Origin of the sequence: Streptomyces sp. NPDC004266, from assembly GCF_042874095.1 — a bacterium.
Lineage (GTDB): Bacteria > Actinomycetota > Actinomycetes > Streptomycetales > Streptomycetaceae > Streptomyces.
This window is the reverse complement of the sequence record NZ_JBIAMM010000004.1, coordinates 352,958-368,831: the sequence shown is the minus strand read 5'-3', so window position 1 is coordinate 368,831 and position 15,874 is coordinate 352,958. Positions and strand designations below refer to the sequence as shown.

General features: G+C 73.6%; 15 protein-coding genes. 6 read left to right on the top strand and 9 right to left on the bottom strand.

The annotated features are described in order from the left end of the window. Positions 1-14: 14 nt before the first annotated feature. Genes ACFYUZ_RS12890 through ACFYUZ_RS12875 form a run of 4 tightly spaced genes read right to left on the bottom strand, consistent with a single transcriptional unit; the run spans position 15 to position 4,570 of the window. On the bottom strand, positions 15-605 hold the full coding sequence (locus tag ACFYUZ_RS12890; RefSeq protein WP_389308300.1) for a hypothetical protein: 591 nt from the start codon (positions 603-605) through the stop codon (positions 15-17). Continuing rightward, entirely contained in the window at positions 592-2,223 is a 1,632-nt protein-coding gene (locus ACFYUZ_RS12885; RefSeq protein ID WP_389308298.1) for a substrate-binding domain-containing protein, read from the bottom strand. Before ACFYUZ_RS12885 ends, ACFYUZ_RS12890 begins: the two co-directional genes overlap by 14 nt. Next, entirely contained in the window at positions 2,220-3,437 is a 1,218-nt protein-coding gene (locus tag ACFYUZ_RS12880) for a toxic anion resistance protein (protein ID WP_389308296.1), read from the bottom strand. The genes ACFYUZ_RS12885 and ACFYUZ_RS12880 overlap by 4 nt, the downstream gene beginning before the upstream one ends. Then, positions 3,434-4,570 (bottom strand): hypothetical protein, encoded by a 1,137-nt coding sequence (locus ACFYUZ_RS12875; protein WP_389308295.1) that lies wholly within the window; start codon positions 4,568-4,570, stop codon positions 3,434-3,436. Before ACFYUZ_RS12875 ends, ACFYUZ_RS12880 begins: the two co-directional genes overlap by 4 nt. Positions 4,571-4,686: 116 nt before the next feature. Here ACFYUZ_RS12875 and ACFYUZ_RS12870 point away from each other — a divergent pair, with 116 nt between their 5' ends. Further along, complete coding sequence (locus tag ACFYUZ_RS12870) at positions 4,687-5,109, top strand: hypothetical protein (RefSeq protein ID WP_389308293.1); 423 nt, start codon at positions 4,687-4,689, stop codon at positions 5,107-5,109. A 127-nt stretch (positions 5,110-5,236) separates the two neighbouring features. On the opposite strand, the gene ACFYUZ_RS12865 is transcribed toward ACFYUZ_RS12870, so the two are convergent. Further along, entirely contained in the window at positions 5,237-5,629 is a 393-nt protein-coding gene (locus tag ACFYUZ_RS12865) for a hypothetical protein (protein WP_389308292.1), read from the bottom strand. 111 nt (positions 5,630-5,740) lie between these two features. Then, on the bottom strand, positions 5,741-6,952 hold the full coding sequence (locus ACFYUZ_RS12860; protein WP_030693207.1) for a pyridoxal phosphate-dependent aminotransferase: 1,212 nt from the start codon (positions 6,950-6,952) through the stop codon (positions 5,741-5,743). Positions 6,953-7,079: 127 nt separating this feature from the next. Between ACFYUZ_RS12860 and ACFYUZ_RS12855 the strand changes: the two genes are divergently transcribed. Both ACFYUZ_RS12855 and mptB read left to right on the top strand, forming a co-directional pair. After that, positions 7,080-7,565 (top strand): hypothetical protein, encoded by a 486-nt coding sequence (locus ACFYUZ_RS12855; RefSeq protein WP_389308290.1) that lies wholly within the window; start codon positions 7,080-7,082, stop codon positions 7,563-7,565. Positions 7,566-7,719: 154 nt separating this feature from the next. Further along, positions 7,720-9,129 carry a polyprenol phosphomannose-dependent alpha 1,6 mannosyltransferase MptB gene (gene mptB, locus ACFYUZ_RS12850; RefSeq protein ID WP_389308288.1) on the top strand — a complete coding sequence of 470 codons (1,410 nt, stop codon included), beginning with the start codon at positions 7,720-7,722 and terminating at the stop codon, positions 9,127-9,129. Between the two features lie 19 nt (positions 9,130-9,148). On the opposite strand, the gene ACFYUZ_RS12845 is transcribed toward mptB, so the two are convergent. After that, positions 9,149-10,729 carry an amidohydrolase family protein gene (locus tag ACFYUZ_RS12845; RefSeq protein ID WP_389308287.1) on the bottom strand — a complete coding sequence of 527 codons (1,581 nt, stop codon included), beginning with the start codon at positions 10,727-10,729 and terminating at the stop codon, positions 9,149-9,151. A gap of 18 nt (positions 10,730-10,747) precedes the next feature. Beyond that, the gene (locus ACFYUZ_RS12840; RefSeq protein WP_389308285.1) at positions 10,748-12,013 is read right to left on the bottom strand and encodes an alanine racemase; all 1,266 of its coding nucleotides are present in this window, start codon (positions 12,011-12,013) and stop codon (positions 10,748-10,750) included. 217 nt (positions 12,014-12,230) lie between these two features. Between ACFYUZ_RS12840 and ACFYUZ_RS12835 the strand changes: the two genes are divergently transcribed. Genes ACFYUZ_RS12835 through ACFYUZ_RS12825 form a run of 3 tightly spaced genes read left to right on the top strand, consistent with a single transcriptional unit; the run spans position 12,231 to position 14,424 of the window. Continuing rightward, the gene (locus ACFYUZ_RS12835) at positions 12,231-13,259 is read left to right on the top strand and encodes a sugar kinase (RefSeq protein ID WP_389308561.1); all 1,029 of its coding nucleotides are present in this window, start codon (positions 12,231-12,233) and stop codon (positions 13,257-13,259) included. Further along, positions 13,256-14,017 (top strand): IclR family transcriptional regulator, encoded by a 762-nt coding sequence (locus ACFYUZ_RS12830; RefSeq protein ID WP_389308284.1) that lies wholly within the window; start codon positions 13,256-13,258, stop codon positions 14,015-14,017. The genes ACFYUZ_RS12835 and ACFYUZ_RS12830 overlap by 4 nt, the downstream gene beginning before the upstream one ends. Then, on the top strand, positions 14,014-14,424 hold the full coding sequence (locus tag ACFYUZ_RS12825; protein WP_389308282.1) for a RidA family protein: 411 nt from the start codon (positions 14,014-14,016) through the stop codon (positions 14,422-14,424). Before ACFYUZ_RS12830 ends, ACFYUZ_RS12825 begins: the two co-directional genes overlap by 4 nt. A gap of 60 nt (positions 14,425-14,484) precedes the next feature. Here ACFYUZ_RS12825 and ACFYUZ_RS12820 read toward each other — a convergent pair whose 3' ends face one another. Next, positions 14,485-15,837, bottom strand: coding sequence for a M14 family metallopeptidase (locus tag ACFYUZ_RS12820; protein ID WP_389308280.1), 1,353 nt, complete (start codon positions 15,835-15,837; stop codon positions 14,485-14,487). Positions 15,838-15,874: the final 37 nt, after the last annotated feature.

Below are 15,874 nucleotides of genomic sequence, written 5' to 3'. Positions count from 1 at the left end.
CGGAACATAACTGATCAGGGGCCGCGCTCCTCCAGGTACCGGGTGTGGACCTCCTGACGGATCGCCTCCGCCTCCCGGAGGGCTGCGGCGACGGCGGACACCTCCTCGTGCAGCACCGACAGCTGGCGGTCGAGGTGGCTCTCGGGCGGTTCGGCGCCCGGCGTGAACCGCGACCACCACCGCGTCCGTACGAAGGTGTCGACGGCCTCCGGGACGTCCTGGCGGACCGCGCGGGCCAGGACGTGGAGGTGCTCCGGGTCGCTCACCCAGCCCGGTTCGAGCAGGGCCTCGACGAGGGCGGCGAGCTCGGTGAGCCGGTCACCGGCCGCCTCCGGCAGCTCGACCTCCGCCAGGTAGGCGCGGAGCTTCGTGAAGTCGGCGCGCAGGGCGTCGAGCTGCTCGTCCGCGTCCGGGAAGCGCGGGGTCTCGGGACGCTCGGGCGGGGCGATCAGGGCCCCCGCCGCGTACAGCCCCGCGATCACCAGCGGCCAGAGCCCGCCCGCCGCGCCGGTGAGGGCGATCCCGACACCGGCCAGACCGCAGACGCTGCCGGTCAGGTTCTTGCGGGACTCGACGTACCCGAGCAGGCGGTCACTGGTACCCACGGATCTCCTCGAAGGCGCCGTCGAGCGAACCCCGGTTCGCGTCGAAGAGCTTCCCGCCGGTCAGGCTCGCGAGGTGGTCGAGCTCGCCGCGGTCGGAGTCCCCGAAGAGGATCGGGAAGACCGGCGTGCGCCGCTGCTCGGCCGGCAGGGAGCGGTAGAAGGCGTCGAAGGCCGACGCCGGGTCTCCGTCGGTGTTCTCCCCGTCCGTCATCAGGACGACCGAGGTGAAGCTGTCGGACGGTGCTCTGCCCAGGAAGCGGTACGCCTCCTGGAGACTGGAGTAGACGGCCGTGCCGCCGGAGGCCGAGAGCCGCTGCGAGTCGGCGCGGATCGCGTCGAGCGCCGCCTTCGGCGAGGCCGGGTCGACCGTGTGCGTACGGACCTCGCTCTGCTTCACCGAGGAGCCGAAGGGCATCAGGGTCACCTCCTCCCGGTCCCGGAAGTCGCCGGTCAGCTCGGCGAGCGCGGACTTCAGCCGGTCGAGCCGCTCCCCGCCCATGGACCCCGAGGTGTCGAGCACGTAGACCGTGCGGGAGGGCCGGCGCAGGATGTTGTCGTACGCGTCGAGCAGGCCGTCGGCGACCGCCCGGCTGCCCGGGAACGGCAGCTCGCGGCGCTGGTCCCGGGCGAGCGCCGAGGCCGGGCGGACCCCGGCGACCACCGGGCGGCGCAGGGTCGTCCCGGTGATCCGCCGCTGGGCGTCCGGGGTGCGCAGATAGGTGGTGAGCCGGTCCGCCGCCGCCTTCGCCTCGGGGCGGGCGGAGGTGAGCAGGGTGAACGGGTAGTCGGCGGTCACGACACCGTCGGACGGCCGGATCACGGTCAGCTTCTCGGGCGCGGACAGCAGCACGGACTCGTAGTTCACCAGCGCGTCGACGTCGGTGCGGCGGGCGTAGGCCGTGGCCAGCCAGCCGGAGGAGCCCGAGGTCAGCTTCTGGCCCGTGAAGAACTCCTTCAGGCGCGGGGTGGCCCGGGCGACGTCCCGCTCGGTCAGCGCGGACTGGGCGCCGGAGAGCCCGGAGGCGACCGAGACGAGCGCGGAGAAACCGGAGTTGGAGCGCTTCGGGTCCGTCATGCCGTACGTCAGCTTCCCGTCGGCGACCGCCCGGTGCAGCTGCGACCAGGTCACCTTCGCCGGGTCCCAGCCGAGCCGGGCGACGGTGGCGGGCCGCACCCCGAGCGCCACCGGCGAGGTCATGATCGGGGTCTCGTCGGTGATCCTCCTCGCCGTGTCCGGGCGCAGCCGGAGGTAGTCGTTGGAGGACAGCCACACCGCGTCGTAGCCCTGGTCCGCCTCGCCGGACGCGATGCGCTCGACGGCGTCCAGGGTGCCGGCGTAGGTGGGGCGGACGGTGACCCCGGTCGCCTCGGCGGCCTCTTCCAGGATCGGTCCCATGTCGGCCAGTTCGGAGGAGGCGAGGACCCGGAGGGTGCCGGCCTTGTACTCCATGCCGTGCTCGTCGGGACGGTCGCCGCCGCCGGAGCAGGCGGTGGCGAGGAGCGCGAGCGCGAGGACGGCGGTCGCGGCGCGGGCGGCGGTCGTGCGGCGCAGCCGGGCGGTGACGCGACGGGCGGTCCCGGGGGCGGTGGTGCCGCGGTCGGTGGTGCCGCGGTTCATCCGAGACCGCCCTCGGGGGCTCCGGTGCGGCGGCTGCGGTCCAAGTGGGCGCTCGCCTCCTGGAGCTCGGCCGTGAGCGACTCGACGGTCGCCGCCATCGACTCCGTCGCCCGCACCTTGTACGTGTCGATGGCGTCGAGCGTCCGGTAGATCTGCTGGAAGGCCGTGCGGAGCGTCTCGGCGCCCACCGCCGGGTCCGCCGCCAGGGCCTGGATCTCCCCGGCCTGCCGGTCCAGCATCTCGGCGTTGCCCCGGACGATCTCCTCGGTCGTGGAGCGCAGTGCGATCACCTGTTCGGTGACCTTCCGCTGGTTCTCCAGCGCGGAGGCGAGCATGACCGCGATCCGCAGCGCCGACAGGGTCGTCGTCGCCGCCCGGTCCACGCCCTTGATCAGCTCGTCGTTGTTCCGGCGGACCACGTCCATCGCCAGGTACCCCTGGGCGCAGACGGCGAGTTGGGTCAGGAGGTCCTGGTGCTTCTGCCGGACGGGGAAGAGGACGTCGGCGCGCAGCGCGTCCGCCTGGGCCGGGTCCGCGGTGAGGGCGACGCGCTCCTCCACGGCCGCGTCGAGCGCGGCGGTGAGCACCGCGTACTCCTGGAGCTTGCCCATGGTCTCCCACAGCCGGGCGCGCTCGGTCTGCAACGCGGCGTTGTCGCGGCGCAGTTCGTCCTGGCCGCCGCGCAGCGAACCGACGATCCGGTTCAGCGTGGCCTGCGAGGAGGCGTACTTGGCGACGTGGTCGCGCAGCCTGTTGCCGCCCGGGAGCTTCGCGAGCAGCCCCTTGAAGCCCTTGGCGGGGGTGTCGCGGGGGTCCAGGTCCTCGACCGTGCGCCGCAGCTCGACGAGGGAGGAGCCGACCCGGGTCTGCGCGTCACCGCCGCCCGCGCCCTCGCCGAGGGAGCGGATCGTGCGGTCCAGCATCCGGTTCGACTGCTGCGCCGCGGAGCGGATCTCACCCGCGCCGAGCTGCGCGATCTCGCCGATCCGGCCGGCGAACTCGGGGGAGCGCGGGTCGAGCCCGGACAGCGAGCCGACGTACTCCTCGGCCCGGCGGGCCATCTCCGTCCGGACCGACTCGTCCAGCGGCACCAGGCCGGAGGCCTGCTCGGCGCGGACGGCGGGCACGGGCTCGGGCGGGGTGAGGACGAGCGGGGTGTCGTGCTCGGGCGGTGTCAGGGCCATCGTTCTTCTCGGATCGTCGGACGTGGTCATGCGGTGTCCCCCTGGTCGCGGGCCCGCAGCGCCATCTCGTGCAGCACCTCGCTGGTGGGCACGGGCGCCTGGCGGACGCCGGTCAGCGTCTGGTTGAGGTATGCGGCGTGGCCGTCGGTCGCGGCGGTGAACTCGCTCGCGGCGCCCTGCGGGCGGAAGCCGTGGCGGACCGCGAGCTTGCGCAGCTCGGGGTCCGTGGAGAGGAGCTCGCCGAGCTTCCGGCCGTTCTCGGTGAGCGGTACGAGGGTGTGGTCGCTGTTGACCGTGGTGTCCGGGTAGAGGACGACGAGGTCGCCCATGGGCCGCCCGGCGAGCAGCTGGGAGGCGACCTGCGACTCGTACACGAGGACGAGCGGGTTCCCGACGCCGCTGACGAAGTCCCGGAAGGGCGCGTCCGAGCCGGACTGCTGGGCGCCCTGCACCTGGACCAGCTTGCGCATGAGCGGGGCCGTGCGGGCGACGGCCGCCTTGTCGCCCGCGACCCGCCCGCCGTCGGCGACGTAGCTCGCGGCGGCGAGGTAGAGGGCGCCGGAGTTGGAGGCGACCGGGTCGGTGGAGGTGATGAAGAGGGTGCCGCTCAGCTCGGCGTGCCCGGCGGAGCCCTTGAGCTGCTGCCAGGTCCGGTCGGCGCGGGCCGCCGCGAGGTAGGCGTCCATCTTCAGGGTGCCGCTCGTGCCGCGCGGGCCCAGGGTCGCCAGGCCGTTGTCGGCGAGGACCTGCGCGGCGGCGCTGTGCGCGACGACGACGAGGGGCGAGTAGAAGGGGCGCAGCGGGGCGCCCGCCGCCTTGTCCTTCGCCTGCTTCCGCGCCTTCGCGCGCAGTTCGTCGGCCGGTCCCTTGGAGGACGGGAAGGCGAAGTCGTAGCCGTCGAGGGGCAGTTCCTCCATGTCCCAGGACCCGGAGGTCTCGGTTCCCACGGTGAAGCCCTTGGCGGCCAGGGCCTTCACCACCTGCGGATCGGCGAAGAACTCGGCCTTCTCCGATCCGATGACTCCTCGCACGGTCTTCGTTGCCGTGCCCGTGTCCTTGTCGCCGTCCGTCAGGAGGACGGCGGCCACGCCGCCGAGGAGCAGGACGGCCAGGACGATTCCCAGGATGCGTCTCACGCGGGCAGCGTGCTCGCGGAAACCCACGTTCCGGGGTGAGTCGGGTGTACGGGGAGTGAAGGAGTGATCCCGGTACCGAACCGGAGCGGGGTGCGCCGTGACTCCCTTGTACCGTGGCCTTCCGGTACGGAGGGGGTGACGGGATGCCGCGCTGGCTGGTCGTTCTGTGGGTGGCGATGGGTGCGCTGGTCGTACTGGTTCCGGTCGGCGCGCTCGCCGCGTACATCTACGTCTCGGGGAAGGTCCACGAGGACATGCGGTTCCCGTCCGACGACGTGACGGTGGCGCGGTGCGCCCTCGATCCGGCCACCGGGCGGCCGGTGGCGGAGCTTTCGGTCACCAGCGGGGCGGCCCGCGAGGGCACCTACACGGTGACGGTGGAGTTCCGGGACGAGCGGGAGAAGGCCGTCGACCGGGGGACCGGGACCGTCGGGGACCTCGCGGTCGGGGCGACCGGCCGGACGGCGGTCGTGGGCGCGAGGGCCTACGGAGGGGGCGCACCGCGGTGTGTCGTCCTCGACGCCGAGTTCGAGTCGACCGAACCGGTGGCGACCGCCACCCGGTGAGACGCCCGTCGGACGCGGACGCGGACGGGGGTGCGGACGGGGTGCGGACGCGGATACGGGGGCGGATGCGGGCGCGCCGGTGGGTGGCGCCCGGTCCGCGTGGTTCGTGCCACGCGGACCGGGGCCGTCAGGGGGCGGCGACCAGGGTGTCCCCGGCCAGCGCCGCGGTGTGCGCGTCCATGCGCTCGGCGGCGAGGATCGCGGCGGCCGTGTCGGCCCGGGAGGCGGCGACGACCAGTGCGCGGCCCGCGAGGGCGTGCGCCTTGCGGTGCAGGTCCTGCGCGGGCGAACCGCTCAGTCCGGCGTGCCGCGCGGGCGGTGCGCCGCGCAGCCGCGCCACCTGCCGGGCGATCAGCTCGCCGGCCTCCGTGTCGCCCAGCTCGTCGGTGACGGCGAGCAGGGCGGCGAGGTGTCCGGCGAGCTGGATGTCCAGCTCCTCCTCGCGGGAGCGGTGCGGGTACGCGTCCTGGGCGTCGTCGGCCATCCGGTGGACCGACTTGGTGCGGATCGGTTCGTACATGGGGATGGCCTCCTGAGATGCTCTGAAGGCCATCCTAGCTTGGAACCGATCTAAAGTTGAGCGTTGTCCGGAGTTCGGGACGGGGGCGGCGGTCTCCTGCCCCGGCCGGAATCAGGGCTGGCTGTACCCGTCCAGGAAGCGGCCGATCCGGGTCACCGCGTCCGCCAGGTCCGCGGCCGCCGGCAGCGTGACGATCCGGAAGTGGTCGGGCTCGTGCCAGTTGAAGCCCGTCCCGTGCACGACCATGATCTTCTCGGCCCGCAGCAGGTCCAGGACCATCTGCCGGTCGTCCTTGATCTTGTAGACGTTCGGGTCGAGGCGCGGGAAGAGGTACAGCGCGCCCTTCGGCTTCACGCACGTCACGCCCGGGATCTGCGTCAGCAGCTCGTACGCCGTGTCCCGCTGCTCAAGGAGACGCCCGCCCGGCAGCACCAGATCCTCGATCGACTGCCGGCCCTGGAGCGCGGCGGCCACCGCGTGCTGCGCCGGCATGTTCGCGCAGAGGCGCATGTTGGCGAGGATCGTGAGGCCCTCGATGTACGAGGACGCGTGGTGCTTCGGACCGCAGACCGCCAGCCAGCCGGAGCGGAAACCGGCCACCCGGTAGTTCTTGCTCATCCCGTTGAAGGTGAGGACGAGGAGGTCGGGGGCGATCGCGGCGGTCGGGGTGTGCGTGGTGCCGTCGTAGAGGATCTTGTCGTAGATCTCGTCCGAGCAGACGACCAGGTTGTGCCGCCGGGCGATCTCCGTCAGTGAGCGGAGCATCTCGTCGTCGTAGACGGCGCCCGTCGGGTTGTTCGGATTGATGATCACGATCGCCTTGGTGCGGTCGGTGATCTTCCGCTCGATGTCCGCGAGGTCCGGCATCCAGTCCGCCTGCTCGTCACAGCGGTAGTGCACCGCCGTACCGCCCGCGAGCGAGACCGAGGCGGTCCACAGCGGATAGTCCGGGGCCGGGACGAGGACCTCGTCGCCGTCGTCGAGCAGCGCCTGCATCGACATCTGGATCAGCTCCGAGACGCCGTTCCCGAGGTAGATGTCCTCGACGGAGAGCGGGATGCCCTTGGTCTCGTAGTGGCTCATCACCGCCCGGCGGGCCGAGAGCAGCCCCTTCGCGTCGCCGTAGCCGTGCGCCTCGGAGAGGTTGCGGAGCACGTCCTCGAGGATCGCGGGCGGACACTCGAAGCCGAAAGCGGCCGGATTGCCCGTGTTCAGCTTGAGGATGCGATGACCCGCAGCCTCAAGCCGCATCGCCTCTTCGAGCACCGGACCCCGGATTTCGTAACAGACGTTGGCGAGCTTCGTGGACTGGATCACCTGCATGACGAGAGCTTACGGCGGGCCCGGCCGCGACGCCGAGTGTTTTGGGACACGTCGGACAACCGGACCGGATGCGGCGGACTGTGACCCGGATCGCATCGGCGGTGTCGTGCTCCCTACAATCCGGGCCATGGACCACCACGCCCCCGGAGCCGCCGGACCCCGGCGCGCCCGCCGCCGCCACGCCTCCGCACGCCGGGGCCGCGGAGCGGTGTGGCTGCTCGCCGGGGGCGGCGCCACCGTCCTCGGCCTCGCCGCCGCGCTGCTCGCCGGCGGCCTCGGCAAGAGCGGCGACCCCCGGTCCTCCGTCGACGGCGGGGCGGACGGGCCGCCCTCGATGATCCGGGCCGACCCGTCCGACGGGACGGCGGGCACGCCGGGCACGGCGGGAGGCGCGGCCTCCGGCTCCTCCGGCGGCGGCGCCACGTCCGTGCCCGGCGGGCCCACGAGCGCGTCCGCGCCCTCCGCGAAGACGACGGCCACCACTGCTCCGTCCGGGCCCGTGACCACCGCCCCGGACGCCTCCCCGACGGCCGAGCCGTCCGCCACCGCCTCGGCCGGCGGGAGGCCGGAGAAGCCCGGCAAGGGACGGGGCGGGAACAGGCACCCCAAGTAGGGAGGCCCGTGCGGCGGGGGTCCGCCCCCGGCCGGGGGGCCGGGCGAGGGCCGGACGGCGGCCTCGGCCCGCGGCCCCGGAGGACGGGCGAGCCGTGCGGCGGGGCCGTGACCCCGGTTCGGGGCTTCGGGCGGTCGGGATAGGTTGGCACGTCATGTGGGTTTTCAGCGCCTCCGGATGCCGGTGGCTGGGTGCGGGCGGATCGCTCGCCGTCGCCGTGGGCGGCTACGCGGCCGGCACCCTTCCGGTCCTCGGCGGCGGGCCGCTGTGGCAGCCGCGCGGCTCCGCGCTCACCGTCGCCGGAGCCGTCCTCGCGTACCTCGGCCTGACCCTGCTCGTCGCCGCCTGGTGGCGCTACGGCGTCCTCCTCGCCCGGGGCCTGCGGGACGGGGTCCTCGCCACCCTCGCCTGCTGGACCGCGCCGCTGCTCCTCGCCCCGCCGCTGCACAGCGCCGACGTCTACAGCTACATCGCCCAGGGCGCGATGGTCCTGTCGGGCCACGACGTGTACGGTGCCGGGCCCTCCGTCCTGGGCCCCGGCGACCTCGGGGCCGACGCGGCCGCCGGCGTCGGCGGGAACTGGACCGACACCCCCGCGCCGTACGGACCCGCCTTCCTGCTCCTCGCCGCGGCCGTCGCGAAGGCGACCGGCGGGGCGATCGTGCCCGCCGTCCTCGGCATGCGGCTGATCGCCCTCGGCGCGCTCGCCCTGATCGTCCGGGCGGTGCGCGGGTTCGGGGGCGGCGGGGGCGCCCTCTGGCTCGCCGTGCTCAACCCGTTGTTCCTGATCCACGTCGTCGGCGGCATGCACAACGACGGGCTGATGATCGGCCTCATGCTCGGCGGCGTCCTGCTCGCCACGCGCGGGCGGTGGGTGCTCGGCTCCGTCCTCGTCGGCCTCGCGATGATGGTGAAGTCCCCGGCGGCCGTGGCCCTGCTCTTCATCGGGGTGATGGTGGCGCGTGGGAGCGGTGTACGGGGGCTCGTGAAGGGCCTCGTCCTGCCGGGGGCCGTCGCGGGGGCGGTGGCGGCGGGGGCGTCGGTCCTCGCGGGGACCGGGTTCGGGTGGGTGCGGACCCAGAGCGTGGCCGCGGCCATTCATACGCCGCTGTCCGTGACGAGTGACCTGGGGCTGGGGCTGGGCGTCCTCCTCACCGGCGAGCCGGATCCGGTCAGGGCCGTCTTCCAGAAGCTGGGACTGCTTCTCGCCCTGGCCGTCATCGCCGCCCTTGCGCGGCGTGCCTACCAGGGCCTTCTCGACCCCGTTCTCGGTCTCGGGCTGTCGCTGGTCGCGCTGGTCGCGCTCTCGCCGATGGTTCAGCCCTGGTACCTGCTGTGGGGGACGGTCGTCGTCGCGGCCGTTGCCTGGCGGGGGCGGGCGGGGCAGGTGCTGGCCGTGCTGTCGGCCGCCCTCGTGTACGAGACCCAGCCGTCGGGGCACACGCCGTGGTACGGGTTCGTACTGGCGGGGGCCGTGCTTGCGCTGGGGCTGGTCTGGGTGCGGCGGGAGCCGTGGGGGAGCGGCACCTCGGAGGGGGCCGCTCCCGTGGCCGCCGGGCGGTAGGGGCTCGGGCACGACGGGGTCAGGGGGTCCTGCGGACCGACCTTCCCGCCAGGACGTCCGTCCTCTTGCCGTCCTCCATGACGAACCTGCCGTCGATCAGGACGTGGGGGATGCCCACCGGGAGGGTCCTGGGGTTCTCGTAGGTCGCGCCCGACGCGATCGTCGTCGGGTCGAAGAGGACCAGGTCCGCCACGTGGCCCTCCTTCACCAGGCCCCGGTCCGGGAGGCGGAGGCGGGCCGCCGGGCGGGAGGTGAGGTGCGCGACGCACTCCTCCAGGGAGAGGACGCCGAGCTCGCGCACGTACCGCCCCAGGTACTCGGGGAACGTGCCGTACGCGCGCGGATGCGGCTTGAGGCCGTGGAGAATGCCGTCCGAACCGCCCGTGTGCACCCGGTGGCGCATGATCGTCCGGACGTTCTCCTCGTGGCCCACGTGCTGGAGGACCGTCGTCCCGAGACGGTCCCCCAGGAGGAGCCGGCGGGCCGTCGGCCAGCCGTCCACCCGGCGGCCCACGTGGTCCGCGAGGGCCGGGTCCGCGACGCCCGCGATCTCGATCGTCGACCAGTCGAGCGGCACCCCGTGGCAGCCGTCCGAGCCGAGCTCCTCCAGGTGGTGCCGGATCCGTTCCGCCGTGGCGGCGTCACGGAGGCGTTCCAGGGTCGCGTCGGGGCCGCCCTCGCCCGCCCAGCTGGGGAGCAGCGCGAGCAGGGTCGTGCTGCCGGGGGTGTACGGGTACGTGTCGAGGCTGATGTCGGCGCCCGCGTCGAGGGCCTCGTCGAGGAGGGCCAGGAGCTCCGGGGCGCGGCCCTCGTTCACGTCGAAGTTCATGGTGGCGTGGGCCAGGTGGAGGGCGCAGCCGGCCTCGCGGGCGAGCGTCACCATCTCCTCGTACGCGCGGAGCGCCCCCGCCCCGTAGGAGCGGTGGTGCGGGCAGTAGTAGCCGCCGTACTCCGCGACGACCCGGCACAGCTCGGTGAGCTCGGAGTCCGGCGCGTACATCCCGGGGGTGTAGGTGAGGCCGGAGGACATGCCGACCGCGCCCTGTTCGAGGCCCTCGGCCACCAGTCGCCGCATCCGGTCCAGCTCGCGCCCGGTCGCCGGACGGTCCTCCCAGCCCATCGCGTACATCCGGACCGTGCCCTGGGGGACGAGGTACGCGGCGTTCACGGCGATCCCCCGGTCCAGCCGGTCCAGGTACTCGCCGACCGTGCGCCAGTCGAGGTCGACGTCGGAGGCGTCGCCGTTCCAGCCGGTGATCGCCCGGCGGACCTCGTCGAGGGTGCGGTCGTCGACGGGCGCGTACGACAGTCCGTCCTGGCCCAGGACCTCCAGGGTCACGCCCTGCGCGGCCTTCGCGCTGTGGTCCGGGTCGCGGAGCAGCGCGAGGTCGCTGTGGGCGTGCATGTCGATGAAGCCGGGCGCCAGGACGAGGCCCTCGGCGTCCAGGGCGCGGCGGGCGGTCGGGCGCTGGCAGCCGGCCGCCGCGGCCTCCTTGACGATCGAGACGATCCGGCCGTCCTCGATCCCGACGTCGGCCCGGTAGGAGTCGCCGCCGCTGCCGTCGACGACCTCCGCGTCCCGGAAGACGAGATCCATCACCCTGGCGCTCCCTCGCTCCTAGAAGAACGTGCGGATGTGGTCGACCACCGTGCCGTCCGCCTCGACGAGCGGGATCAGCTGCCACTTGTCGAAGATCGTGCAGGGGTGGGACAGGCCCATCCCCACCCAGTCGCCGACCTCCAGGTCCGCGTCCGGTCCGGTGCGGAGCCAGGCGTGCTGGTCGGAGAGGCCCGTCACGGTGATGCCCTCCGCGGCGCGGATCTCACCCGTGCGGGCGTCGCGGACCGCCTGCGCCTCGGGGAGGTGCAGGTCGTGGGCGGCGTCCCGCTTGCCCGCGTTGGTGAAGGCCTGCTCGGCGGTGGGACGGGAGACGACCTGCGACCAGAGCCGGAACGCGGGCCGCAGCGCGCCCTCCTCGGGGACCCGGTTGAAGGGGGTGCGGTCGCGGTACTGGCCGTCGTCGTGCGAGACGTACGCGCCGGAGCGCAGCAGCTTCAGGACGGGGAGGGAGAGGTCGGGGATCCCCGCGAAGACCTCGGCGACCGTGTCGAACCACTCGCTGCCGCCCGCGGTCACCACGATCTCGCCGATGGCGGGGTCGAAGCGGCCGGCCTTGTCGAAGTCGGCCGCGAGCCCGACGAGCCGGTGCAGCCACGCGCGCACCGAGTCGGCGTCGGCGCCGGGCATCGTGCCCTCGTAGCCGGCGACGCCGACGAGCCGCAGGGTGGGGACGGCCGCCACCGCGTCGGCGACGGCCGCGCACTCCGCCTCCGTCCGTACGCCCGTGCGTCCGGTCGAACCGGCGGCCAGCTCGACGACCACGTCCACGGGGCGGGTCGCGCCGGCCGCGCGCAGGGCCTCGTCCATCAGCTCGACGCCGCGCACGGAGTCGACGTAGCAGACGAAGCGGAAGTCCGGGTCGGCGTCGAGCTCGGCGGCGAGCCAGCGCAGGGCGACGGCGTCCACGAGCTCGTTGGCCAGGAAGATCCGGGCGATGCCGTGCGCCCGGTAGACGCGGGCCTGGTGGGGGACGGCGGCGGTGATGCCCCAGGCGCCGTGCTCCAGCTGCCGGTCGAAGAGCTGCGGGGCCATGGAGGTCTTGCCGTGCGGGGCGAAGGCGAGGCCGTGGCGCTCGGCGTAGGTCTCCAGGAGGCGCAGGTTGTGCTCGACGGACTCGGCGGAGAGGGCGAGGACGGGGGTGGTGTAGCCGCCGGTGAAGAGGTTGCGCCGCTGGGCGGAGAGTTCGCCGACGGTCAGGCCCTCGGCGTCCGGGGGCAGGGCCTTGAAGCGGTGGTCGACGCGCTCGTTCGCCAGGTCGGGCATGAGGCCTCCTCGTTGTGGGCGTTGCGGGGTGTGCAACGCTCATTGCGCATGGTGCTCACGGCTGTCTAACATCCGGGCCGAGGCCGGGTCAATGGACCCGTACGAGTCGAGACGCAGGGAGCCGACCATGAGCGGACCCGCGCCCGGGGGCGATGCCCCGGAGGGCGTCCGGAGGGGCGCCGCCCGCCGGGGCGCCGCCCGTCCGGAGGGCGTCCGTATGGACGTCGTCCGCCCGGACGGCGTCGGCCCGGACGTCGTCTGCCTCGGCGAGTCCATGGTCACCTTCCTGCCCTCCCGGCCCGGCCGCCTCGCCGACGTCCCCTCCTTCACCCGTGCGATCGGCGGCGCCGAGTCCAACGTCGCCTGCGCCCTCGCCGCCGCCGGACACCGCGTCCGCTGGGTCGGCCGCGTCGGCCGCGACGGCTTCGGCGACCACCTCGTCGACACGATCGCGGCGTACGGGGTCGACGTCGGCGCCGTCGGCCGCGACCCGCACCGGCCGACCGGCGTCTACTTCCGCACCGACGGGGACCGGGCGACGGACGCCCACGAGGTCGTCTACTACCGGGCCGGGTCCGCGGCCTCGGCCATGTCGCCCGTCACCGTTCCGTACGACTCCGTCGCCGGCGCCCGGATCCTCCACCTGACCGGCATCACCGCCGCGCTGTCCGCGGACTGCCTGGCGCTGGTGCGGGACCTCACCGCGCCGAGGCCGGGGCGACCGCTCGTCTCGTTCGACGTGAACCACCGGCCGGGGCTGTGGCGCGACGGCGGCGCCCCCGAGGTCCTCCTCGGGCTCGCGCGGCGGGCGGACGTGGTGTTCGTCGGGGCGGACGAGGCGGAGGGGCTTTGGGGGACGAGCGATCCGGAGGCGATCCGGGCGGTGCTGGCGGAGCCGGCGGTGCTGGTGGTGAAGCGGGGCGGGGAGGGTGCGGTGGCGTTCGAGCGCGGCGACGTCGTCACCCCCGTCCCCGCCCCCCGCGTCGCCCTCGTCTCCCCCGTCGGCGCCGGGGACGCCTTCGTCGCCGGGTTCCTCTCCGGGACCCTCCGGGGGCTCGACATGACCGCGCGGCTGCGCCACGGCCACCTCGCGGCCGCCGCCGTGCTCACCGTCCCCGGCGACTGCGCCGCCCCGCCGCGCCGCGAGCACGCCGACCGCCTCGCCGCGCTCGACGGCGCGGCCTGGGGCACACTTCACCTCGGCCCCGGCTGGACGGGGGACGACCAGGAGGTACGTACGCCATGAGCCAGACCGTCGACCGGGCGCTCAGCATCCTGCCGCTGCTCGCCCAGGGGCCCGCCGACCTCGGGCAGGTCGCCGAGCGGCTCGGCGTCCACAAGTCCACGGCCCTGCGGCTGCTGCGCACCCTTCACGAGCACGGTCTCGTCCACCGGCAGCAGGACCAGCGCTACCGCCTCGGCGCCCGTCTCTTCGCGCTCGCCCAGGAGGCCGTCGAGAACCTCGACGTCCGCGAGATCGCCCACCCGTACCTCCTCGCCCTCAACGAGCGGACCGGGCACACGGTCCACCTCGCCGTGTACGAGGAGGGCGAGGTCGTCTACATCGACAAGGTCGAGAGCCGCTACCCGGTCCGCATGTACTCGCGCATCGGCAAGCCCGTCGCGATCACCGTCGCCGCCGTGGCCAAGCTGCTCCTCGCCGACCTGCCCGAGCCGGAGCGGCGCGCCGTCGCCGCGAAGCTCGACTACCCCCCGTACACGCCCCGTTCGACACCGAACGCCGCCTCCTTCCTCAAGGAGCTGGCGACCGTGCGCGAACAGGGCTGGGCCACCGATCTCGGCGGCCACGAGGAGTCCATCAACTGCGTCGGCGCACCCGTCCGGGGCACCGACGGGCGGGTCGTCGCCGCCCTGTCGGTCTCGGCGCCCAACGTCGTCGTCACCGCCGAGGAACTCCTCACCCTCCTCCCGGAGGTGCGCGGCACCGCGGACGCCATCAGCCGCGAGTACTCCGGCCAGCCTGCTACGAAGGACACCGCATGAGCGAGAAGACCGCCCTCACCCCCGCCACCCACACCGCCCCGCCCGCGAAGTTCTCGCACGGGGTGCGGAAGGGCAACGTCCTCCAGGTCGCCGGCCAGGTCGGCTTCCTGCCCGCTGCCGAGGGCCGGGCCCCGACGGTCGCCGGCCCGACCCTGCGCGAGCAGACCCTGCAGACCTTCGCCAACGTCAAGGCGATCCTGGAGGAGGGCGGCGCGAGCTGGGACGACGTGATGATGATGCGCGTCTACCTCACCGACGTGGACCACTTCGCCGAGATGAACGAGATCTACGACCAGTACTTCGAGGAGCAGGACCTCAAGGCCCCCGCCTCCGCGCGCACCACGGTCTACGTCGGCCTCCCGGCCGGCCTCCTCGTCGAGATCGACGCGCTGGCCGTCCTCGACTGACCCGTCGACGCGCGAGGTGCCCCGGCCGTCGCGACCGGGGCACCCCTCGCCTACGGGCCGTCAGGCCGCGCAGTACTGCGCCTGCTTGCCGATGGAGCGGTACATGCAGTCGGCGTTCTCCAGGAGCTGGAGGACGGCGTCGCGGTTGCGGCTCGTCTCGCGTTCGATGACCTCGTCGGGCGGGTAGAAGCCGCCGCCGCCGTTCGACGGGTACATCTCGAAGGTGTACGCGAAGATCTTGTGCGCGCCCCACAGGTAGTCGTCGATCGAGCCGTCCGTGATGTACAGGTCGCTGGACTGCTCGGGCGTGTAGCCGTTGCTCGCCGCCATCTTGCCGCCGACGGTCGCGAAGGCGTCGCGGTCGTCCTGGGTCATGCCGGTGGTGGTGTTCGCCGTGGTCCAGCCGAAGGGCCAGAGGACCAGCTCGCTGTACGTGTGGAAGTCGATGGCCGCCGTGATCTGCTGCTTGCCGCCGACCACCCGGGAGCGGACGAAGTCGGCGACGACCTTCACCTCGGGGGCGGACTCGGGGGCCGTGCCCCGGTAGGTCTCGGAGCTCTTCGTGCCGGAGGAGCCGCCGCAGCAGCCCCACTTGTAGTCCCAGTTCCGGTTGAGGTCGGTGCCGATGTAGGAGGAGCCGGCGTTGGGCTGCCGGTTCTTGCGCCAGCTGCGGTAGACGCCGCTCGCGATGTCGTACTCGCCGCCGTCCGGGTTGAGGTCGGGGACGATCCAGATCTCGCGGTTGTTCACCATGTTCGTGATGCGGGAGTCCGTGCCGTAGCCCGCCCCGAGTTCGCGCAGCAGGTAGAGCGCCATCTCGACGGTGAGGTGCTCGCGGGCGTGCTGGTGGTGGGTGAAGAGGACCTCGGGCTCGGCCTCGTCGGTGGCGACGTTGTCGCTGACCTTGATGGCGACGATGTCGCGGCCCTGGTACGTCTTGCCGATGACCCGCTTGCTCATGATGGAGGGGTGGGCGGCGAGGCGCTGGTCGATCTCCGCGTTCATCTCCGCGTGGTTGTGGTACTTCGCGTCGGCGGAGGGGAAGTCCAGCGGGCCGGCCGTCTTGTCGGCCTCGGTCCGGCGGTCCGGCGGCCCGGGCAGGGCGACCGGCCTGTAGCCGAGGGCCTTGAGCCGGGCGAGCTGTTCGGTGTTGGCGCTGACGACGACCGAACGGGCGTCGACCTCGTCGATCGAGACGCCGGTGGCGGCCAGCGCGGTGCGGGCGGCGACGGTGGACGGTCCGGCGATCTCGTACTGCCGGATCACCTCCTCGGCGCCGGAGGCGATCCGGGCGGCGGTCGGCGCCGGGTCGGCCCCGGCGGGTGTGGTGAGCGCGGAGAGGGGCGCCGCGAGGGCGAACGCCACGAGGGCCGCGAGGGTGGCGGACCTTCTGCCGCGAAGGGGACGTCGCATGCTGTCTCCTGGGTGGGGAGTGTGGGGGAGTGCGACC